The sequence below is a fragment of the Shewanella sp. SM69 genome (assembly GCF_025653985.1).
GTDB lineage: Bacteria > Pseudomonadota > Gammaproteobacteria > Enterobacterales > Shewanellaceae > Shewanella > Shewanella oncorhynchi.
In genome coordinates this window covers 180,267-202,996 of record NZ_JAKKRV010000010.1, presented here as the reverse complement: position 1 = coordinate 202,996, position 22,730 = coordinate 180,267, and the positions used below count along the sequence as shown (strand labels likewise).

At 44.1% G+C, this 22,730-nt stretch carries 19 protein-coding genes and 1 riboswitch; of the genes, 9 read left to right on the top strand and 10 right to left on the bottom strand.

Features of this window, described 5'->3' with window-relative positions:
* The 3 genes from L5M37_RS14945 to L5M37_RS14935 all read left to right on the top strand — a co-directional run.
* On the top strand, positions 1-240 hold a 240-nt coding region (locus L5M37_RS14945), incomplete at its 5' end, for a transposase (RefSeq protein ID WP_263179974.1).
* A 135-nt stretch (positions 241-375) separates the two neighbouring features.
* Positions 376-2,211, top strand: coding sequence for a nitrate/nitrite two-component system sensor histidine kinase NarQ (narQ, locus tag L5M37_RS14940; protein WP_263201006.1), 1,836 nt, complete (start codon positions 376-378; stop codon positions 2,209-2,211).
* Complete coding sequence (locus L5M37_RS14935) at positions 2,204-2,833, top strand: response regulator (RefSeq protein WP_173247473.1); 630 nt, start codon at positions 2,204-2,206, stop codon at positions 2,831-2,833. Before narQ ends, L5M37_RS14935 begins: the two co-directional genes overlap by 8 nt.
* A gap of 91 nt (positions 2,834-2,924) precedes the next feature.
* On the opposite strand, the gene L5M37_RS14930 is transcribed toward L5M37_RS14935, so the two are convergent.
* Positions 2,925-3,299, bottom strand: coding sequence for a YacL family protein (locus L5M37_RS14930; RefSeq protein ID WP_263201005.1), 375 nt, complete (start codon positions 3,297-3,299; stop codon positions 2,925-2,927).
* Positions 3,300-3,495: 196 nt separating this feature from the next.
* Here L5M37_RS14930 and L5M37_RS14925 point away from each other — a divergent pair, with 196 nt between their 5' ends.
* Positions 3,496-4,461 carry a zinc transporter ZntB gene (locus tag L5M37_RS14925; RefSeq protein WP_131525184.1) on the top strand — a complete coding sequence of 322 codons (966 nt, stop codon included), beginning with the start codon at positions 3,496-3,498 and terminating at the stop codon, positions 4,459-4,461.
* A 97-nt stretch (positions 4,462-4,558) separates the two neighbouring features.
* Here the strand turns inward: L5M37_RS14925 and L5M37_RS14920 are convergent, their stop codons facing one another.
* From L5M37_RS14920 to L5M37_RS14910, 3 genes are all read right to left on the bottom strand, one after another.
* Positions 4,559-5,692 carry a succinylglutamate desuccinylase/aspartoacylase family protein gene (locus tag L5M37_RS14920; protein ID WP_263201004.1) on the bottom strand — a complete coding sequence of 378 codons (1,134 nt, stop codon included), beginning with the start codon at positions 5,690-5,692 and terminating at the stop codon, positions 4,559-4,561.
* Between the two features lies 1 nt (position 5,693).
* The gene (lysC, locus tag L5M37_RS14915) at positions 5,694-7,049 is read right to left on the bottom strand and encodes a lysine-sensitive aspartokinase 3 (protein ID WP_263184481.1); all 1,356 of its coding nucleotides are present in this window, start codon (positions 7,047-7,049) and stop codon (positions 5,694-5,696) included.
* Between the two features lie 150 nt (positions 7,050-7,199).
* Positions 7,200-7,374, bottom strand: a riboswitch (Lysine riboswitch).
* A gap of 100 nt (positions 7,375-7,474) precedes the next feature.
* Positions 7,475-7,909, bottom strand: coding sequence for a DUF3293 domain-containing protein (locus L5M37_RS14910; protein WP_168824631.1), 435 nt, complete (start codon positions 7,907-7,909; stop codon positions 7,475-7,477).
* 588 nt (positions 7,910-8,497) lie between these two features.
* Between L5M37_RS14910 and arcA the strand changes: the two genes are divergently transcribed.
* A complete protein-coding gene (arcA, locus tag L5M37_RS14905) occupies positions 8,498-9,214 on the top strand; it encodes a two-component system response regulator ArcA (protein WP_006080127.1) in 717 nt (238 codons plus the stop codon).
* A gap of 90 nt (positions 9,215-9,304) precedes the next feature.
* Here the strand turns inward: arcA and L5M37_RS14900 are convergent, their stop codons facing one another.
* Positions 9,305-11,629, bottom strand: a complete 2,325-nt coding sequence (locus tag L5M37_RS14900; RefSeq protein WP_263201003.1) for a S9 family peptidase — start codon at positions 11,627-11,629, stop codon at positions 9,305-9,307.
* 266 nt (positions 11,630-11,895) lie between these two features.
* Here L5M37_RS14900 and L5M37_RS14895 point away from each other — a divergent pair, with 266 nt between their 5' ends.
* The 3 genes from L5M37_RS14895 (at position 11,896) to L5M37_RS14885 (ending at position 16,100) form a co-directional block, all read left to right on the top strand.
* A complete protein-coding gene (locus tag L5M37_RS14895; RefSeq protein WP_263201001.1) occupies positions 11,896-12,888 on the top strand; it encodes a class 1 fructose-bisphosphatase in 993 nt (330 codons plus the stop codon).
* A 641-nt stretch (positions 12,889-13,529) separates the two neighbouring features.
* Entirely contained in the window at positions 13,530-14,519 is a 990-nt protein-coding gene (locus L5M37_RS14890; protein ID WP_263201000.1) for an NERD domain-containing protein, read from the top strand.
* Positions 14,520-14,612: 93 nt separating this feature from the next.
* The gene (locus tag L5M37_RS14885; RefSeq protein WP_263200998.1) at positions 14,613-16,100 is read left to right on the top strand and encodes a hypothetical protein; all 1,488 of its coding nucleotides are present in this window, start codon (positions 14,613-14,615) and stop codon (positions 16,098-16,100) included.
* A 722-nt stretch (positions 16,101-16,822) separates the two neighbouring features.
* Here L5M37_RS14885 and L5M37_RS14880 read toward each other — a convergent pair.
* Positions 16,823-17,170, bottom strand: a complete 348-nt coding sequence (locus tag L5M37_RS14880; protein ID WP_105250242.1) for a BON domain-containing protein — start codon at positions 17,168-17,170, stop codon at positions 16,823-16,825.
* Positions 17,171-17,386: 216 nt separating this feature from the next.
* Positions 17,387-17,956 (bottom strand): DUF7010 family protein, encoded by a 570-nt coding sequence (locus L5M37_RS14875; protein ID WP_263200997.1) that lies wholly within the window; start codon positions 17,954-17,956, stop codon positions 17,387-17,389.
* Positions 17,957-18,351: 395 nt separating this feature from the next.
* Between L5M37_RS14875 and L5M37_RS14870 the strand changes: the two genes are divergently transcribed.
* Positions 18,352-18,843, top strand: coding sequence for a TIGR00645 family protein (locus L5M37_RS14870; protein WP_105250244.1), 492 nt, complete (start codon positions 18,352-18,354; stop codon positions 18,841-18,843).
* Between the two features lie 117 nt (positions 18,844-18,960).
* Here L5M37_RS14870 and L5M37_RS14865 read toward each other — a convergent pair whose 3' ends face one another.
* The 3 genes from L5M37_RS14865 to L5M37_RS14855 all read right to left on the bottom strand — a co-directional run bounded on the left by L5M37_RS14865 (position 18,961) and on the right by L5M37_RS14855 (position 22,687).
* The gene (locus L5M37_RS14865; RefSeq protein WP_263200996.1) at positions 18,961-20,205 is read right to left on the bottom strand and encodes a dicarboxylate/amino acid:cation symporter; all 1,245 of its coding nucleotides are present in this window, start codon (positions 20,203-20,205) and stop codon (positions 18,961-18,963) included.
* A 401-nt stretch (positions 20,206-20,606) separates the two neighbouring features.
* Complete coding sequence (locus L5M37_RS14860; protein WP_263200994.1) at positions 20,607-21,479, bottom strand: Wadjet anti-phage system protein JetD domain-containing protein; 873 nt, start codon at positions 21,477-21,479, stop codon at positions 20,607-20,609.
* The gene (locus L5M37_RS14855) at positions 21,467-22,687 is read right to left on the bottom strand and encodes a phosphoenolpyruvate carboxylase (RefSeq protein ID WP_263200992.1); all 1,221 of its coding nucleotides are present in this window, start codon (positions 22,685-22,687) and stop codon (positions 21,467-21,469) included. The genes L5M37_RS14860 and L5M37_RS14855 overlap by 13 nt, the downstream gene beginning before the upstream one ends.
* Positions 22,688-22,730: the final 43 nt, after the last annotated feature.

Below are 22,730 nucleotides of genomic sequence, written 5' to 3'. Positions count from 1 at the left end.
ATTTCGCACAATATTGAGTTGCATTATTTACCGCCTTACAGCCCGAACCTCAATCCGATAGAAAGACTGTGGAAGGTCATGAATGAGCACGCGAGGAACAGCGTGTACTTCAAAAATAAGCGAGATTTCAGGTCCGCACTGGATAAATTTTTCAAAGAAACATTACCCGATATTGGTGAAAGTTTAGCGTCGCGGATCAATGATAATTTTCAGCTCTTTACCCACGCATCTTCAGGTTGATTGGGTATAGGTTGAAGTTTGCGCTAGATCAAAATGTAAAGGTGTTGTTGTTCACATTTCTATACTTTTGTTAATGTATTACATTATTTTCTAATGTAAAAACCACTGCAAAGTGCCATAACAGCGGCCATCAAAATGAACAGCGGATTAATGAAACGAGGTAGTCTAACCTCAAAAATCTTAGGATTAATGTTAGTACTTATTCTGCTCTCTAGTAGTTTATCGACTTTTGCTATCATCAATTTGTCCTACAGCTTAGGCGACGCCAAGGCGATTAATGCCTCAGGGTCGCTGAGGATGCAAAGCTATCGGTTAATGTTTTACGCCAACTCAGGCAGTGAGGCCGCACAGGATAAAATTACCGAATTCGAAAATACGCTCTATTCCGACACATTAAAGCCCTCGGAAAGTTGGTTTAGTCCACCAGAAATTGCCGCTCAATATCAGCTTGTCATCGATAAATGGCTGGTGATGAAACACTACATAGAACAAGAAAACTCCCGCGATTATGTCGCCTCACTGAAGGACTTTGTTGATACCATAGATTTACTGGTGCTTGAGATGGAGCACTACGCCGCCTTTAAACTCAGGCTCCTTGCCGCCAGCCAAGTATTAGGCTTAGGCGTCATGCTCATTATCGCTTTTGTGGCCGTGCGTTTTACAAAGAAGAAAGTAGTGATCCCACTGCAAAAACTGATGGAATCGGCCAACACGATTTCTAAGGGTAATTTTGAAATTGAAATGCCCGAGACCGAATATATTGAACTTACAGCGCTGACCCATGCCCTACAAAAAACGGCGAAGGAACTCGCGACGCTTTATGGCAACTTAGAATCGCAGGTAGCAGAAAAAACCTTAGCGCTGACAAGGGCCAACAACGAGCTGGCATTCTTATATGATAACCTACTGACATTAAACGCGAATAAACTCGATTACAAAGCGCTTAAAGCGGCGCTGAATCAGTTAAAAGGCTATGAATCACTCGACTACCTAAGACTCATCATTCAATACCCAGAGCAAGAGCTTGAAGTGATTGAGGCCGATGGTGGCTGGCCAGATATGACTCAAGAGAGCACCCGTTTCCCACTGCAATTTGAGCAGGCTAATTTAGGCTATTTAGAGTTAATTGCCGCTCAAACACCCAATATCGCCTTGTTTAACAATTTCGCAATTATGCTGACGCGCTCAATCGTGATCCACAATGCCACAGAGCAAAGACAGCAACTGGCGCTAATGGAGGAACGTGGCGTGATTGCCCGGGAGCTGCACGACTCTTTGGGTCAAGTGCTATCTTTCCTAAAAATCCAAATTAGCTTATTACGCAAAAACTTAGATTGCAGTTGCCGCAGTCCAATCGTTGAGGCGCAGTTAACCGAAATCAACGAAGGTGTGAGCACTGCCTACGTGCAACTCAGGGAGTTACTATCCACCTTTAGGCTCACAATTAAAGAGCCCGATCTAAAAAGTGCTTTAGAGGCTATGCTTGAGCAACTCAGGACAAAGACGAATATAAAGATAACCTTAGACTATAAACTTGCGCCACAATGGCTAGAGGCAAAGCAGCACATCCACATACTGCAGATCACGCGAGAAGCGACGTTAAATGCCATCAAACACGCCGAGGCCAGCCTCATTAACATCTATTGCTATAAGGATGACGAGGGTATGGTCAATATTGATGTTTGTGATAACGGCATAGGTATTGGACATTTAAAAGAACGAGATCAACATTTTGGCATAGGTATAATGCATGAACGAGCCAGTAAGCTTTCAGGTAAAGTCGTGTTCAGCGACAATGATTTAAATAGATTTAAACCTGCTATGGCAACCACGACTGAGCAAGGATGCAATGCACAAGACGACGCACTCAAACCTAACAGCCCATTAAACCTTGTGCAGCACAGCAAAGGGTCAAGTGGCACTAGAGTGACGCTTATTTTCCCATCTCAACAGGAGCCTTCAAATGGGTAAACCTTATTCAGTACTGGTGGTCGATGACCATCCCCTCTTGCGCAAAGGCATCTGCCAGCTCATCGCTTCAGATCCTGACTTCAGCCTATTTGGCGAAGCTGGTAGTGGTTTAGACGCATTAACCGCAGTGGTCACCGATGAACCCGACATCATATTGCTCGATCTGAATATGAAAGGCATGACAGGCTTAGATACCCTCAACGCCATGCGCCAAGAAGGTGTTACCTCACGCATAGTAATTCTCACCGTTTCCGATGCAAAACAGGATGTTATCCGTTTACTTCGCGCTGGAGCCGACGGCTATTTGCTCAAAGATACTGAGCCAGATTTACTGCTCGAAAAACTCAAAAATGCCATGCTTGGCCACAGGGTGATCAGCGATGAAGTCGAAGAATACCTTTACGAACTTAAAGATGCGACCGATGAACAAGAATGGATTTCAAGCCTGACCCCAAGGGAGCTGCAAATTCTACAGCAACTGGCGGAAGGCTTAAGTAATCGCATGATTTCAGAGCATTTACACATTAGTGAAGGCACAGTTAAAGTGCACGTGAAAAACCTACTGCGTAAAGCCAATGCTAAATCGAGAACCGAAATGGCGGTGCGCTATCTGAATCATTAAAGATACAAAAATGAGCTTGGTATAACGCAAACAATAAAGGCAATCCCATGATTGCCTTTATGTTTTTATCAAATAGAGATTAAATAAATGATTACAAACCTTTCTCAATAAATTGCTGCCAACTCAATAGCGCCTGCTCAAAATCCTCTAGGCCACAATAAGCTTCTGACTCAGCATCATAGAGTGACATAGCCTCTTCCAATTCATATTCTTGCTCAAAGCCTAAGGTATTGGCAAAGACTCGCGCCTGTTCACGCTCTAACTCTAAGGTAAAATCATTACCAACAAGACTCCATGAACCTCGTTTATCGGCTTGAATTTCTTTTATCACACCCAACACTTGCTGAATTTTAGCTAACTCAGTCCCTAATTCTTCCGTAAACCATTGCCCAAGCACTTCATGATCCATGCTAAAGCTAGCCAAAAAAGTGCCAGTTAAACTGTTACGCCGAAATTCGTATTCCATTTTATTGTCTCTTTGATCTAAGCCTACTAATGCTAATTTTAACCTATCCTTGGCTAAGTTGCTTGCATCACTCAGCACATCAAATTTATGTCAATTTACGTTTGTCTCATGTCGTTAAGCATAAGTCCTGACTTCATTTTCATGACAAAATCAGTTAGTTTGTTTGGATGATTTTGAAAGTTAAATGGAATGCGATATGCACGAAGGATTTATCTACAGTTTAGTGCTAAGCGGCGCCCAAGCGGGTTCCACCTTGAGCCTAGAACAGATCGAAAAATGGGATCCTCAGGATGGCCTACTCTGGTTACACCTTCGCTATCGCAATAAAAAGGCACGCCACTGGATACTCAATAGCGGTCTGCCTAAGGTCGAAAGTGATGCCCTACTCGCCCAAGACACTCGCCCCCGCGCTGTGATTACAGGTGAAGGCATATTACTCGCATTACGCGGCGTTAACCTCAACCCCAATTCTGCTCCAGAAGACATGGTGGCAGTGCGTATCTATGCCGATAAACAGCGGATCATTTCCACCTGCGATCGCGAGTTACAGTCGGTCAAAGATGTCGCCGAGCTGATCCTTGAGGGAAATGGGCCTACAACTACGGGGGACTTTATCGTCGCAATCTGCGAGCGACTGACCAATCGTAAAGTCGAGTTTATTGATAAATTGGAAGAACAGCTCTCTGATTTAGAAGAGCTCGTCGTCTCAGGCAATGTGAAAGACTTACGTACCGATATCGCCGAACTGCGCCGTCAAACTGTGGCCATTCGCCGCTATTTAGCCCCACAGCGCGAAGCATTCTCGAAAATGATTTCAGAGCAATTCAGTCTATTTAAAGATACTGAGCGACTCAAGCTGAGGGAAACAAACGATAAACTTATCCGCACCATTGAAGATCTCGATGCCCTGCGCGATAGGGCCAATGTGACTCAAGAAGAATTACTCAGTCAGCAGTCGGAGCAACTCAACAAACGCTTATACTTCTTATCCTTAGTGTCAGCAATCTTCTTACCGCTAGGCTTTTTAACAGGCTTACTTGGGGTCAATATTGGCGGGATACCGGGCGCGGACAACACTTGGGCCTTCGCCACCTTCTGCGGCATATTAATCTCACTCGTCGCCCTGCAAATGGCGCTGTTTTATCGATTTAAGTGGTTATAGCCACCTTAAAACAACAAAGCCAATCGATTAGGATTGGCGTTGTTTTCTCTCAGTCCGATAAGCTAATTGTTATGGGCTAATGCTTACGAGCTAATTTTTATGATTTAGGCTGGAATGTCGGCAACTCAAACACATTGGTCATCACTTTATAAAGCTCAGTTCCTTGGTGCACTGACGCCGAAGCAAAGTGCAAAATCGGCACGCAGTCCTGCGGCAAACTGACCGTCTTTAGCTCATCCGCTGTACCGTATAAATCCATACGCAGTAAATTCACTAAGGGCTGTCCCGCTGCCAGTGGTTCACCCACAGGCGCGAGGTATTCCACTAACCCAGAACTTGGCGCGTGATACTTTTTATAGTCCTTAAGGTAACAACCAAAGCGCTGCATTTTAGCGGGTGCAACGGTTTCAGCGATCACGCCTCGGTGGCTTAAATATGCCAAAATTCCTTGTGCATCAACCAACGCATCCTCAAGACAGACACGCTCTTGACTCGCCAATTCTAAGGTTAACGCCGACACAGCAACGGTTAGATCGCGCCCTTGAGATTTTGCAAAATCACTTAATTGCCACCAAGGACAAAACGCTGCTTCATCCATAGCACCACCAAAGGTATTGGGGATAACGAGCGTATAAGGGATCGACAAATACTGTGCGGCAGCTAAGTCATATTCCGGACAATACAAATGTTTACAGGATTTAGGACCCGTGTGCAGATCGAGCACTATATCCGCGCCATGGGCCATAATCTGCAGGTTAACCGCAAGTCTATGACCCGTGGTGATACCCCATTCATGACGCAATTTTTGCTGACAGGCTTCTACCAAAGTACTGCGATAGGCTTGGAGCAGCTCGCTATCACTCAGCTTGGCATGTTCGCCATACCAAGTCGGCAAATCAATAGCATGATTCAAATACTCACGATTCCAATTCGCGCCCGTAATAGGATCAAATCGGCCAAGGGTAAACTCACCACTTTTTTGGTTGATCCCGAGTGGATTGGCCAATGGCACTAAGGTGATTTCGCCGCGGATGTCACAGTGTTCAAGCTGCTTCATCAACTGATAAATCACCGCATTACCTTGTACTTCAGCACCGTGGACATTGGCCTGAATATACACTTTGGGGCCAATCGCCTTATCGTCACTCGGTTTGAAATGGTAGATAGGCAAAGTAAGTGCTTGCCCTGCGGCAAGCTCCCCGATTTGCAGAGACGATGTTGTCGGCAACATACTAAACGCCTTCGAACAGATTTTGATGCAGCGATTTAACCACTTGCGCCGCTTCCGCTTCTGCCACTAACACACACAGATTATGTGGGCTGGCACCTTGGCAAATCATCCGCACATTGTGTGGTTCTAACACTTCAAATACACGGCGACAAATACCCGGCGTCGTCGCGATGCGATTACCGATAATAGCCACTAAGGCCAATCCATCTTCAACTCGCACACGACAATGCTGTGATAATTCTTGCAGCAATGCCTCACTCAACAGACCTTGACCACTCGAATCTGAACCAGTTTTATCGAGGGTTAGAGACACATTCACTTCTGATGTGGTAATCAAATCCACACTGATCTTATGTCGCGCTAATGTCGCAAAGGTTTCCGCTAAAAAGCCCTGCGCATGCAACATTTGCAAGCTGTGAAGATTTAATAGGGTTTGATCGCGGCGCAAAGCCACAGCGCGGAATACGGGCGCATCTTCCACTTGATGACGGATCCAAGTCCCGCCTTTTTCAGGCTCTTTACTTGAACCTACAAACACTTGAATTTGCTGACGAACGGCAGGAAGAATAGTCGCTGGATGCAATACCTTGGCACCAAAGGTCGCCATCTCGGCAGCCTCATTGAAACTGATCTCTGCAATCGGAAAGGCATTGGGCGCCAAACGAGGATCCGTTGTATAAATCCCCGCAACATCAGTCCAAATTTCGACCGCTGAGGCGCGTAGCGCTTCGGCTAACAACGCAGCAGAATAATCACTACCGCCGCGACCTAACGTGGTCGTTTGTCCCGCTTCATCGGCACCGATAAAGCCTTGCGTGACAATCACTTGTTCCGCTAACAGTGGCTGTAGATAATCACGAGCTAGAGTCGCAATCTGCTCGACCTGAGGTTCGGCGCGGCCAAAGTGGCTGTCAGTACGTAACACTCGGCGCACATCGAAGGCACTTGAGTTAACACCTTTCTCGCGGATCACCGCCGAAAACAACGCCGAAGAACATTGCTCACCGAGGGACAACAACTCATCCATAGTCGCTTTGCTGCGTTGTGATGCGAGCGCTTCACTCAATACTGACATACGACTCAATAATTTATCTAATGCGGCGGCCACATCGTTAGGACGACCGAGCTTATCTAAAATCGCATATTGAATTTGGGCAATTTGTTTTAATCGCTGTAATCGTCCATCGTCGTTGATCGATTCTTGGGTCAATTCCACTAGTAGATTCGTCACGCCGCTCGAAGCGCTGACCACGACTAAACGACAATGAGGATTAGCTAACACTATGTCGGCACAGCGATTCATAGCGTTATAGTCGGCGACTGAGGTGCCACCAAATTTTGCGACAACGAGGGACATTAGCGCACCTCCGTAAAACACGTAGGGCAACAAATAAATGCAGATTGAATAAGATATTGATTAACTAACATGATCACACTCCGAACTGACTTCGTTCGAAGAGCCTGGTGCTCAATGATAACGCACCCCAAAAGAAGGGAAACAGCAATCGTCACCAGAAGCTCTCCACCAATTACAGGTGACAATCGTCAGGATTCAGCCTGAGCGACCGACATAAACATGCAGCAACCATATCCATGCCTCGGCGTTAATCTCCCTCATCAGTCATCGCTGGAGTTTGTGCTCCTCTGACCGACTACCTAGTTAACGCTCCTCTTCTGTTCCTTTCCTAGGAAAGGGACAAAAAAAGTAGCAATAAACCCCTAATGAAGTCAATGCTAATTTCATAACAAATGAACAATTTAAATAAAATCTTTTGAAAACAACTAAGTGTTCAAATCGGGTAGCTCGTATACCAGCTGCACATAATCTCTAAATTTGCCTAAACACACTTCATCATGTCCATCCAAGGTGCAAGGCACTAAACTCACATCCCCTTGTTCGACAACATAAATCGCATATTGATTAAATTTCTTACCCAATTGCAATGCCATCGTTCTATCGATAAACACGGCCCAACTTTTTTCCATGTGGGATAAATCCGGTGCAGCGCCCACTAAAGCACGATAAGGGCTACCGAGTAATTCAATTTCACGGAGAAGTTGGCGATCGAGTAAACGGTTTTGGCTAGGAGAGAGAAGCTTTGAAGCGGGATTATGAGCGGTAATAACAGCAAAGGAAAAATCACAGGATAATGCTTGAGTCAGCAAAAACAACGGCGCTTGGTAACATTGCCACAAATTTTGAGTCGTATTGTCCATTGGTAGTCTAGTCGAAAAATGAACCCAAGCTAGTGTAGCAGAGTGATTGTAAAATCCAAAGAGGCGTGAACTGGCTCACAGGAATAAGAAATACATTAGTTATACTAATCAATAGCTAAAGTAAATATCATGGTAAAAACCCCTGCTCACCTAAAATTTGTTAACATTTCATTTGTTAACAAATGACTAAAACGAGTACAATGTACGTACTGGTGAGTTGAAACAGATTGAGCAAGATGCTTATCGTTCAATACAGTTTGTTACATATATCGCTTAAAGTAACGTGAACTGACCGGGCATCTGTTTAAAATCTGTTCTACATTTGATTTGTCTTTTAAACATTTAAAAAAAACAATAGTTAAGGAACTTATTCTAACTATTGCTTATCGAAGTTGGTACTGATTACGTTTTCTCGTATTACACTTAAACGTGCACTTAATCTACATCCAGATATAGATGTCACCGTAAAGATTTTCCTTTTGAGCACAAAGCAGTTCAAGGAAGTATCAACGCTTTTATGAATATAAGAGCCCGAAGTAAGTTGCTCTTATTGGTTAGTATAAACTGATTAAAATTTAGGTAAATAATATGCAAAATCCGCACATTCTGATCGTTGAAGATGAAGCCGTTACCCGTAACACGCTGAGAAGTATTTTCGAGGCAGAAGGGTATGTGGTAACTGAGGCCAATGATGGCGCAGAAATGCATAAGGCTATGCAGGAAAACAAAATTAACTTGGTCGTTATGGACATTAACTTGCCAGGTAAGAATGGTCTATTGTTGGCACGTGAACTACGTGAAATCAACAACATCGGTCTTATCTTCCTGACAGGTCGTGACAACGAAGTCGACAAAATTCTTGGACTTGAAATTGGCGCGGACGATTATATTACCAAGCCGTTCAACCCACGTGAATTAACGATTCGTGCTCGTAACCTTCTGACTCGTGTCAACAGCGCTGGCGCTGAAGTCGAAGAAAAGAGCTCAGTAGAATACTACCGCTTCAATGATTGGAGCTTAGAGATCAACAGCCGTTCATTAGTGAGCCCACAGGGTGAATCTTACAAACTGCCACGTAGCGAGTTCCGCGCTATGCTGCACTTTGTTGAAAACCCAGGCAAAATTTTGACTCGTGCCGATCTACTGATGAAAATGACTGGCCGTGAACTTAAGCCACACGATCGTACTGTAGACGTGACTATCCGTCGTATCCGTAAGCATTTCGAAAGCTTGCCAGATACGCCAGAAATCATCGCGACTATTCACGGTGAAGGCTATCGTTTTTGCGGTAACTTAGAAGGCTAATCGCCCGCTAAGCGACATCCGCATTAATTGGTTTGATAAGAATCGATTCACAAAAAACCAGATCCTAGGATCTGGTTTTTTTTATGCCTGCTATTTGGCGTTTTTCAACTGCCTGTCGAGGAAATCGGCCAGTGAGCGATATAAGTGATTACGCACTTTCTCGCCACGCATCGAATGTTTAGATCCAGGATAATCGATCATCTGGAACAGTTTGCCCTCATCCTGCAACGCCTTATAAACCCGAGTGCTGTTTTCAAACAAGACGTTATCATCGGCCATGCCGTGATACATCAACAAACCCGCTTGATAGTTTTTCACATAAGGGAACACACTGCTGGCTTCATAACCCTTTTCATTCCCCTCAGGATGGGCTAAGTAACGCTCAGTATAATGGGTGTCATACAAGCGCCAGTCGGTTACAGGTGCGCCAGAAATCGCGGCTTTAAAGTAGTCCGACGCCTTAAATAAACTCATCAAGGCCATGTAACCGCCGTAGCTGTGGCCGTAAATCGCCACATTATCGGCATCGACAAATGGCAGACTCCGTAAATAGTCCACTCCCACTTTTTGATCCTTGACTTCAGCTTCACCCAAGTGACGGTAAATCACTTGCTCAAACTTTGTGCCCCTGTGGGCGCTGCCGCGGTTATCCAACTGGAACACCACATAGCCTTGTTGCACCAGATACTGGGTAAAGTAGTCCTGCTCGCTCCAACTGTTGGTCACTAACTGTGCGTGCGGCCCACCGTAAACCCGCACTACGACAGGGTATTTCTTGCTCGCATCGAAGGGAACAGGTTTGAATAAACGGGTTTGTAACACTTGGCCATCTTCGGCTTTCAGTTCACCAAATTCAGGGATTTGCCACAGACCCGCATAGTCATATAAAGGATGGCCTTGCTTGACTTCATTTTGCTCAACCCAAGCCAGTTGCTGGCCCTTGTTACCGTGTAAACTGATCTGCGGTGGCTGAGATAAGCTATTGAAATAATCCAGATACACACTTTGATTGTCGGCAAACACAGGATCGTGCATGCCCGCTTGCTTGCTTACCCGCTCAACCTTGCCACCCGCTAAAGGCACGCGATAAAGTTGTTTCTCGATTGGCGTATCTTTACGGCCAGTGAAATATACCCAACCAGCGGTTTCATCTATATATTCCAACGCATCGACAGCCCACTCGCCCTGAGTCAATTGGGTTTTAAGTTTGCCTTTTAAGTCAAAAAGATACAGATGATTAAAGCCGTCACGCTCAGATACCCAAATAAAAGCCGATTGCTGTTTTAAAAAGTACAGATCGTTATTAAGGTTCACCCAAGCATTACTGCGTTCTTTCACTAAGGTTTTTGGTTTAGTCAGCGAGTCTAACGCCACCAGTTGCAAATCTAGCTTATGTTGATCGCGGCTCTGCCACTGGAACGACAAATGTTTGCTATCAGGCAGCCAATCGACCCGCGGCAGGTAAATATCTTTGCTCTTGTCTGCACTATTCTCTTCGCTATGATCTTCGCGCAGGGTCACCCAATTGATAGCCTTATCTTTTAACGTGACCACACCGAGGGCGATATCGACGTTGTTTTTGCCGGCATAGGGATAGCGCTGCTCAGTAAGTTTAATACCGTCAGCATAGATTTCGTTACGGGTTACTTGCTCGACACCGGACTCATCAATACGGGTAAAGGCGATGGCCGATTCATCGGGCGCCCACCAATAACCCGTCATGCGATCCATTTCCTCCTGAGCGACAAACTCGGCCATGGCATTTTTAATCGCCCCGCCGCCATCGGTTGTCATAGCTTGGAGTTTTTTGGTTGCCAGATCTAACACATACAGATTTTGATCCCGCACGAAAGACACAAAATGTCCCTTGGGTGATAGGCGCGCATCTGTGGCAAACCCTTCGCCAATGGGAAGTTGGCTGACACTGTTATCCACTAATGAGAAATAATACAGATTACCAGCAGCCGGAATTAATAGCACTTGGCTATCATCGGCCCAGAAGTACTCCATAATGCCTTCGCCATAAATACGTTGGCGTTCGCGGCGGGCCTTTTCTTCATCGGATAATTCATTGCTTGCCAACTTATCGGCATTGAGCAATAGGCTAGATTTTCCCGTCTTTACATCCATCTGCCAGAGATCATAAAAGTTTTGATTGTCTTTACGGCCCGCAAGATAAGTGACACGCTGACCATCGGGTGACAATTTCAAACCACGAGGACTGGTGCCCGCTAAGGCGGGCGAGGCGTTCATTCGCTCAATCGTCAGTGGCAGTTTGCCGCCTTCCATTGCAAAAGCTGGGGTAATTGAAAACATAGCTGTCGAAATCATGGCCATTTGGCTCGCTATCAGTAGGGGAACGGCGCGCACCTTAAGTGAGCACGCAGGGAACCAAGTTAACCTATTTTTAATCATTATTATTCCTTGGGAGCATAATCGCCTAAGATGTCAGCGATTAAAAACAAGCCGACATTGTGCCAGAGGCCGCCTATAAATAGAAAGAGCATGCAATATGCCGATACAAATTAGGCCCTTGCGCCAAGCCCAATCCAAATAATCCCAAAAAGCCCTAATATTCGCTAAAAGCATCAGCAACATCGCTGAAATTGTCGACTAACTGAGTTATCATTCGCGGCAAATAACGAAATTGACCTCATTGTTGAACCTCTAAAGGACATAACATGCAGACTCTGGCCCAGCACCTGACCTCACAGGCAGTGAACGACTCCCTCTCCCACCTAATTTTAACCTTAGCCGACACCTCAAAAGCCATTAGCCATGCCGTTCGCCACGGTGCACTTGCGGGCGTGTTAGGCGCGACTGAGCAAGAAAACGTCCAAGGTGAAACCCAGAAAAAACTGGATATTATCACCAACGACATGCTCAAAGATGCCTTAAAAGCTGACGGTACAGTGCGCGGTTTAGCGTCGGAAGAAGAAGATCATGTGGTTGAAGTCAGCCAAAATGGTCAATATCTGGTGTGTTTCGATCCACTTGATGGCTCATCTAATATCGATATCAACTCGTTAGTCGGCACCATTTTCTCCGTCCTGCCCGCCCCTGCTGGCGAGCTGACTGAAACTAGCTTTTTACAATCTGGCCGCGCCCAATTAGCCGCTGGTTATGTCCTTTATGGTCCATCGACCATGCTGGCATTAACCACAGGCCAAGGCGCGCAACTCTTTACTTTGCACCCAGAAACCAATGAGTTTTTACTGACTAACGCCGCCATGAGCATTAGCCCAGATACCCAAGAGTTTGCCATTAACATGTCGAACCAACGTTTTTGGGAAGCGCCAATGCAGACCTATATTGCCGATTTACTGCTCGGTAAAATTGGCCCACGCGAGAAATCATTCAACATGCGCTGGATTGCGGCCATGGTCGGCGATGTACACCGCGTGCTATCCCGTGGCGGTATTTTCACTTACCCAACCGACAATAAAGATCCTAAAAAACCGTACAAACTGCGCTTGATGTACGAAGCCAACCCAATGGCTTTCTTAGTCGAACAAGCTGGCGGCAAAGCCTCAACGGGTTATGAAACCATTTTAGATATTCAACCAACTCAAATTCACCAACGTGTTGCCGTCATCCTAGGCAGCAGCAACGAAGTCGACGCTTGCCTGAGCTATCACGGTATTGATTACAGCGAAGAACCAAGTCTGGACTAAGCAGAATCGCTTAGATTCTGATTTTTAGGATAAAAGCCACTGACCACAGTGGCTTTTTTGTTATTTATACGGCCTTGCGGCCGAGAAGGTCGTGGGGCTTCACCCCACACCCGACCAAGGAGGACTGCTCGTCCTATCCTCCTTGGATGCTCCATGACGTCCCCAACGGAGTTGAAAGCCCCTTGTGCTCATTGCCAAATCTGCTATCGCTTCCGAAGGATGCGTCCCTGCACCTGCGAAAGCTAGCTCGGCATCCATGCCGAGACTCACGCAATTTGTCTATTCGTCCTGCGGCAACTCCGAGGGGATGGTGTATTCCTCAGACACTAGAGTTATTGGAAAGTAATCAAGGCATAAAAATGAAGCCTATTTGCTCTTTTGCCTTTAATAAAGAGTCTTCAATGCCCTTCTGCTACTTCGCAGGGAAAGATGAACTTCTGCAATCTCAGAGTTAGCTGTTAATCCCAAAAGATTGGTTCCTGAACCATCTTTTTTAATCCAGCTAAACCCTGTGTATATCTGATAGTCAATAATGACACTCCCAGCGTTAATGATTAGCTATTTTTGTCTTTATCTTTGAACGGCAAAGTAGGTATTATGAGGCTGATTATTATCAAGTTATGAATGGATGCTGTTGATAAATGATTCTAAAAACCAAATCACTTCAAAATACCCAAACACCACAGGCTATCGCGGGTCAAAAACAAGAACAGGATGTTGCCTACTATTTGCGCCGCGCCTTCAAAGATCATCCAGAAGTGTTGGTCATCAATGATTTTCGATTCACCTTTAATGACGAAACCGCGCAAATTGATCACTTAATCATTTACCCCTATGGCTTTGTTTTAATTGAATCTAAAAGCATAAAAGGCCATGTAGAAGTCAACCAGCAGGGTGAATGGACTCGCAGTCACGGAAGTAAATGGTTTGGTATGCCGTCTCCTATCAAGCAAGTTGAACTACAACAAGCACTGCTTAAAGAAATGCTAAAACAGCATAGAAGTGAAATTCTAGGAAAATTACTTGGTATAAGACAACAAAGTTTTAGTATGCGTTGCTGGAACCATGTGTGCGCGGTCTCAAGTGATGCGGTAATCAACAGAGATACTATACCAACGGCCATTTCTGAGTTGTTAGTTAAAACAGAGTTTTTAGTCGATAAACTTGAAAAAATCATGAATCTTAAAAGTAAGTTCATGCGCATTATAAATGTAAGCGACACCCGCCCCGACTTTAATCAACAAGAACTCAATTCCATTACCAATTTCTTAATCGATCGACATATAGAACCACATAAATCAACCAATGAAATAACGCTCTCGCAAACACAACAAATCAATGAGCCTGTTGCACACTTTGAAGTTAACAAAGCAGTTGAAGCTAAACCCCCTGCAATAACTCAATCTGTCACACACAGCATTCTTAGCTGTAAACATTGCGGAGAATCAACAAACTACACCCCAATGTACGGTAAGTTTGGTTACTACATCAAATGCAACCAATGCACTAAAAACACGCCAATGAAACAAGCCTGTCCACAGTGCCAAAGCCCACAAACGAAGATAACTAAAGCTAAAGAAACCTATACACTGCAATGCCATAGCTGTGAAAATAGTTATAAAGTAATTTAGAGTAATTCTCGCTTATTTAAAATAAAATTATTATATTCTGTAATACTACACCGATGCCAATAAACCCTAGCTACATCTATAGGAAACCAAAAAATGTTTGGAAGTGAAAAAAATAATGCTGAAGAAATAGGACGGTTGTGGCAGCGGTTAGTTCCTCTCGAGAAGCTATATGAAGAGCAATATTCAACAATTAAATCTCAGAAAGAAGAAATTGAAACATTGCAATTTAAAATCAAACAACCTTCTGAGAATCAAGTAATTGCCCAACAAGCGGCAAGGTCAGCGGCCCAACACAAAGGTAAAATTCAAAGAACAAGAGAGGATATTGAAGTTATCTATAACGATTCAACATCAATATTAGAAGAATTAAAAAAGTTATTAGATGAAATAAAATATACAACTGAAAGTTTTAACAAAAAAGTTTTGTTTTACGATGCAACATTTAAAAATGGAGAAGAATTATTCAACCAAATTAAGAGTATGCATGAGCAAGTAGAACAAAAAATAATTTACACAAATGAATTACTTGATAAACATCAAGATCTCAACACTCGATTAAATGAGGCATCAGAACAGTTAGAGTCTATAGGTGAGATTGATTCTAAAGCACAAGGGATATTGAAAAACATAACATCTTATCATTCAAAAGTCAGAGAGCTAAGAGATGAAATATTAGGATATGAGACTGAGAATGAAGATGGTGAAAGTGAAAGGATTGATGGGATAAAAGATGAATTAGCATCTAGTTACTTGATAATAAAAAATGATTTAAATGATTTAGATTTAAACTTAGAAAAATTATCATTAGATACAACAAAAAACTACAATTTATTACTAGAAACTTCCAATGAAAAAATAGCTGAAACACTAAAAACTCAAGAAAATCAGTATAATGATGTTTATCAGAAAATTATCATTCTTTTACCTGCTGCACTTACTACTGGTCTTAGCGCTGCATATAATGAAAAAATAACATCTGAAAGCCTAGAGTTAAAAACACATAACAACACTTTCTCAAAAGCAATAACATGGCTTATTGGAGTGTCATTCATTCCATTTCTCGTTGACTTATACTTATTAATTATCTTACAAAAAGATCTTGTGTCAGTAATTTCTGAAACTCCTAAATTAGTACTATCAATATTGCCACTATACTTCCCAATACTTTGGATGGCCTATTCATCTAATAAAAAAATGAATTTATCAAAAAGGCTAATAGAAGAATATACACATAAGGGCGTACTAAGCAAAACCTTCGAAGGTCTTTCAACACAAATTGAGGAGCTTGGTGATAGTGATACATCAAGTGAACTAAGAGTTAAATTACTTTTTAACTTGCTGCATGTTAACTCTGAAAATCCTGGTAAATTAATTTCAGATTACAAAACGACAGATCACCCCTTGATGGATGCTTTAGATAAAAGTGTGAAACTAGGTGATGCTGTAGAAAAATTAAGAAATATACCAGGATTTTCAAAATTGACTGCAAAATTGGAAAAAGAATCAAAAGACATTCTAAAAGATACAGAAGAAAAAGTGGCACAAGCAATATCAACAGTAAAAGAGTCTGGACAGGTATAAAAATATTACGTCACAAAATAAAAATGTGACGGGTACAACTCTTTCAAGGTTAACAGCCCACACACCGAGGCTACAGAAGTTCACCCTACCATCGGAGTTGCCGCAGGGCATTTGCGTTCGTTGCGTGATCGAGGCATGGATGCCGAGATAGCGTCAGTCGAATCAGGGACGAGCGTCTGACGCGATAGCATAAGGACGCTAAATGCCCAAGGGGCTTTCAACTCCGTTGGGGGCGTCTTGGAGAATCCAAGGAGGATAGGACGAGCAGTCCTCCTTGGTCGGGTGTGGGGTGAAGCCCCACGACTTTGACTTACCTCGGACGTAAGGCCGCAATTGCTAACATACTCACAGCGATAACCTTGCCAATTCAACACCAAACAAACCAGCACTATTATCGGGTGTGGGGTGAAGCCCCTTGATTCACCTCGGCCGTAAAGCCACAAAGCCAAAAGCTACGTAGCAAGTGCGAAATGTGGCGCAAAGAAAGTCACGACGGGTACAAACTCCAAAGCACAAATTTGCCACAGCAGCCGCAAGGCCAGCGTGAGTTACCATAGCTGGACTCACACATTTATAAATCAAGAAGGCCAACGCCCCGCAGCATGGTTGGCGGGGATTGGTATTTTGTGGCATAAGCGGTGAATTAAAGCCAGATAAGAGCTGCCACTCCTGTTTGTCGTCTGTCAATTGAATACATCAAACAGGCGGCTTTACTGACATTGCTATTTTACTTCCAACCGATTATTTACCGAGTGCACACCAGAGGTTGCTGCCGTCACCCGTTCAGCTTGGTCTTTCTGAGCTTGGCTATTTACATTGCCGGAAATGGTGACATCGCCCTTGCGGGTTTCTATCTGAATATCTAAATTTTGTAGCTGCTGATCAGCGATCAACGCAGTATTAACTGCTGTGGCAATTTTTATATCATCACCAGTACCATCCTCGGTTGTTACAGTTAAGTCTGGTGTACCTGTTTGGGTATTCACATTGCCACTATCACAACCGTTAAGCAGCAAACTACCAACGAGTACAACACCAGCGGTAACGAACGTAAGTTTCATGGTTTGCATTATAAGCTCCTTCACACTGCAAAAAGTGCAGGGTAATAACCATAATGCAATAACGCCAGTTTGAGCTCTGTGCGCTGGCAGACATACAAATCGATCTAGGGCTAGATCACTTGTTAGACTCTTAATTAAACGTCAAGGGTGAGCCCCACGACTTTGATTCACCTCGGCCATTAGGCCGCAAAGCCAAAATCTACACAATAACCCAAAGATAACCCACTAATTGCTAGCACACAGATTTTGCTGAATCTTCCAACGGCGCTGCATCACGGGAATTGAAAAACCATAACAAAACACCACGATTAGAGGCTGAATTTGAAAGCTCAGCTCGGGCCAGAGCATGAAAGCTGCAACACAGGCTAAGGTGCGCGCTATCGCATGCACTATGGCCACCTTTTGCGCTGCTAAAACACCGTGGACTAACCACATTAAACCTGTTTGCACCGCAAGGGCGAAAGGCAAGGCCAGATAATTTTCCATAAAAAAGGGAATACTGATGCTAAAGGTTAAAAAACTCATCCCCATCGCAGCGAGAAACACAGTCTCAAACCAATTACGCTCAGCGCTTTTCTTAAACGAGATATTCTCGCCCGTCAGCCGCGAAATGCCCATGGCAAGGTAGATAATAGAACCAGTACCGATAAAGACCGCCATCACCAACTGCGAAGGAGGTAATACAAAGCTCAATACAAACAATAAGCTCCACATAATCATGCCGGATAAAGGCATAGCTAAAGCACGTTGTTGACGATATTCGATTAATTGTTGGTCCAGTGATTTATGTTGCATGATTAAGCCTCCTTGTTTAGATGACTTAAGTATCTGCGTAAAATGTCCATTACAGCAGTGTGAGTTGTCAGCAATCTAGGATGACAAATGTCACTTCCTTCATCAAAGCCCTAAAATACCGAGAAAAATGATTATCCATGGCTGAATTTGCTTGGTATTAGGTTGAAAAAAGCGACGATCAGACATATCAAAGGCAGTGCAAATTAAACGATGTGGCGCCACTAACACCCAAATAGGGTTAAATAACTACAGAGGTTACAAAAAAAACACAATAACAGCATATAACTCACGCCCTTGTGATTGGGTAATAGCGCGCATAAAGTGCATTATGTTACTGTTTTAGTCATTAGTGACTCGATTTTTTACCGCATTTTAGATAAAGGGTTTAATGGATTATGGAACAAATATTTGAAAAATTAATGTATGCATCGCGCTGGATTATGGCGCCAATTTATTTGGGACTCAGCTTTGTTTTATTGGGTTTAGGCATTAAATTCTTCCAAGAGATCTTCCATATTCTGCCGATCATTTTTGAGATGACTGAAGTGGATTTAGTGCTGGTGACCCTGTCCTTGATTGATATCACCCTCGTGGGCGGCCTGATTGTGATGGTGATGTTTTCTGGCTACGAGAATTTCGTCTCGCAGCTGGATGTAGGCGAAGACAGTGAGAAGCTAAGTTGGCTGGGTAAATTGGATTCTGGCTCACTGAAAAACAAAGTGGCGGCGTCGATTGTGGCGATTTCGTCTATTCACCTACTGAAAATCTTTATGGATGTGAAGAATATCGATAACGACAAAATCATGTGGTATCTGTTAATACACATCACCTTTGTATTATCAGCCTTTGCCATGGGCTATCTGGATAAAATTACTCGCACTAAGTAATGGGCTAACATTGTTGATGCTAACCTAGCAACACATCAATACCAGCATAGAGAATATTAAACAAAAGCCACTGTTTTCAGTGGCTTTTGTTTTTATAGAATACGACTTAGTGGCACATTAACTCTTCGCTGACTCAAGCTGATGCACTTTCTCGGTTTGATCCACTATAGTCAACACCGCAGTATCACCAACCACGTTACAGGATGTCAGCACCATATCAATAATCCGATCTAAGGCCGCCACTATGGCAAAGGCTTCTATCGGTAAACCCATTTGATGGATTAATACACCTATCATCACCATGCCGCCACCGGGAACACCGCCCGCACCGACAGATAATAGGAAGACACTAAATAACAGCGAAGGCAATTGCTCAGTGGTAATGGGCATGCCAAAAGCGTTGGCGACAAAGAAAATCGCAATAGTGATATAGATCGCCACACCGCCCATGTTCATGGTCGCCCCCAGCGGTACGCCAAAACCAGCAACAGCACGGTTCACGCCTAACTTGTCCGTTAAAGTACGCATGGTCACGGGAATAGTCGCATTTGAACTTGCAGTCGAGAGTGAAAACAGCACTTGCTCTTGGGTCTTCTCGCGGAAGGTTTTGGCTGAAATAGGAGTAAATACCCCCACTGCCATAGGATAAACCACAAAAATCCACAGTAGCAGCAGCGCGAGGATCAGCACCATATACTCAACCACACTCATAAACACACCTGCATCTAAGGTCGCGCCGAGTTTAAACATCAAGGCAAATACACCATAGGGCGCAAGATTCATCACCACAGAAATCAGTTTCATCATGATTTTATTGGCGGTTTGAAAACCTTGGACAGCACCCGCAACATGCTCCCCAAGGGACTTAATCACACCGCCAAGCAACAAGGCCATAAAGATCACCTGTAGCATATTGCCCGACATAAAAGCCGTCACAGGATTACGTGGGACTATGTCGATCACCAGCGCCATCAGGCTTGGCAGCTCAGTAGCGGTAATCGCTACGCCATCCGTGCTGCTCATATCTACACCTTTACCGGGTTCGAGTAGCAGCACCACTAATAATGCGGTCGCGATTGCGACGACAGTATTGATGATATAAAAACCGAAGGTCTTACCGCCCAAGCGGCCAAAACTTTTGAGATCTTGCAGCTCACAGACACCACAAACGATGCTCACGAACACGAGTGGCACAACCAGCATCATGATCATATTGACGAACATAGTACCAACGCCACCGGCAAGCTCGACTAAATTACCCGAGAAAAAACCGATATCGTTTAAGAAGTATTGCACTATTGTGCCGAAAATAAGGCCGGCAAACAGACCAATAAAGATCCGCATCGAAAGTGATTTCATCATGCTTGTGATTTCCCCAGAAAGGTCATTTATTTGTTATTCATCTTCCATGATGAGCACAATTGCCAATCCATTTTTGGCTCAGGCGGGGATAGTGAAACATGCTAGCCGTTAATTCAATGAATAAATTTCATTTTTTCATCTTGAATTAAGTTAACACCATCACAGAAAAACAGTAATAAACTGATTTTAAATCATAAAAAATTTATCAGCACAATATTTGAGCACTAACAAAACATATTTAAACCAGTATAAACAAACAAAATAAACACCAAATAACATCAAATTAAACATATAAGAAACAACAACCAAATAAAACTCAGACTTAATAACTGAATTTAAATTTATAACAGGATTTAAAACCAGTTAATTATAGTAAAGCAGAGAGATGGAATGGATGACAGCTAAATATATGGCACTAACACTAGTTCAAGTCCGTGAGCCAGCAGGTGTTGCTGTTTGATACTAATACGGTGTTGATTTAGCCAAACGACTAATTTTTGCCAATGCTTTAACTCGGCATTTTGCAAATACTTAACCTGTTTCGCTTGCTTGTCAAAATCATCAGTAGAATTAATTTGTGCTATTGCCAATAACTCAGCAGGTGCTGTCAGCGCAAGTTGTGGCACAAGGCAGTGGGTCACGCCCATTAAGGTATGGGCGATTTGTAGTCCTGCGGGATCTAAGTCAGTAAAGGCAATGATCGGTAATTTATCTGCCATCGCTTGCAAAAAATGCCGCACGCCAATCGGGGAATGATGACCGCTACCTCGGTAGATAACCATCACATGAGTTAAATCCTGTGGCAAACGCGCTTGATGGATAACATCAAATACATCTAAGTTTTCAATCACTAGGATGGCTGCGACATTGAGTTCATGGCAATGCTTTTGTGCTTCATCCAAAGGAATACGCAGTGATGTGCGAGTTGAAATCGCAGTTGGTGAAGATCCGAAACCTAGATACTTCATCAAAACGTATTTGGCTTCAGGGCGTATCTTAGCGAGCTTTTCATCGTGACTTTTGGCGGACATCGCCATGCGATCGACATTAAAATCAAGCTGCCTTAAATCAAGCCCCATTAACGCCAACACGCTTTGCCTTAGCAGTTCAAAATCTTTGGGCGCAAAACACAGATACTTTTCGGATTCATCTAACTCACCCACTTCTAACTCGCGATGAATCGCGCGCCAGTTAGCCGTGAGCTTAACCTTGGGAGAACGCTTAATAAAAGCGTTCTCCAACAGTTGTAATTGTTGCTGGCCTAGGCGAGCCATAACTCAACATCGCGAATAATAAAGTTGCCGCTATAGATGGGATGCGGTTCGCCCAAGGGCTCAAGCTCAAAATAAGCCTTGTGTTCATCGGGCAGACCTTCGTAGCCACCAATCACTTGATAAATCCAGCTTTCGGCGTCCCAAGGCAGCGCTTTATCCGCCAGATATTCCAGCGCCGATTGGCGCAGGCCAGACTCAATCACATCGACGAAATACTCATCCACCGCTTGTTTAAGCGGATTATCCGGCACATCGAAGTCTTCACTTTGGGTGATAGAAACGGACACATCATGCTCACGCACCGCCGCAATCACAGGATTGCGGCTGATGGCCTTGATATGGGCGACAATATTCATTAACTCCAGCTCTTGGCTGGCGTTATGCACATCAACCGCAGCAGGTGCGAGCAAGATTTCAGCGCGATTGAATAGACTCGGGATTTCCTTGTGGGACACATGGTCCGCAGGCCGATAATCCGGATGCAAATCAGTGTAGAGCAACCAGCCCTTGAGCAAACGGGTACGCCCACGGATTTGTCTGAAGCGGCCTAAGAGTTCGAGTAAACGCCCCTGCACTACGCTCAATTCCTGGGCGCAGTCGCTCATGGTTTCTTGCAAAGTCGTCACTAAGAGTTTTCGCAGCTCTCGGATATCGCCGGCGATTTCGCCAAGCTCACTAAACTGGAACATCTCTAAGCCATTAAGCAATTCAGAGACTTGGCTTTGGGCTAATTCATTTTCACGGATCTTAGCGTTGATCGTACCGACATAACCGAACTCGTTGTTGATCCGACCCCAGAGCACACGGATCGAATAACGCAGACTATCGGCAAAGCTATAAACATGCTCGCTCAAATCCGACAAATAGGCCTCGGCGGCGCTGTAATCTGAGCTGTGACGGGCTTCTTTGTAATGGTCGGCCAAGGTTTTAATGGTCGCAAGAGCCGAACCGACGTTAGAGTCGATTTGGCGATTACGCTCGTCACTTAAACCTTCTTCGAGCAAGGCACGCACAGAACGCTTAAGCCGCAGCTCCTGATCTGGCTCTGGCCGCCACAAAATGCCGGCCTGTTTGAGCTTTTCAACCACGCTTGGATCGTGGGCATCCTCGTTTAAGGAACCCGCTAAATAGGCGTCCATAATGATGTCAGCATGGCGACCTAACTGCTTGAGCAGCTTAACCCCCGCCTGATGTAAGTTACTGCTCATCACGGCCTCCTTGGTCGCAGCTTTTACCTAGGTTTAATCGTGC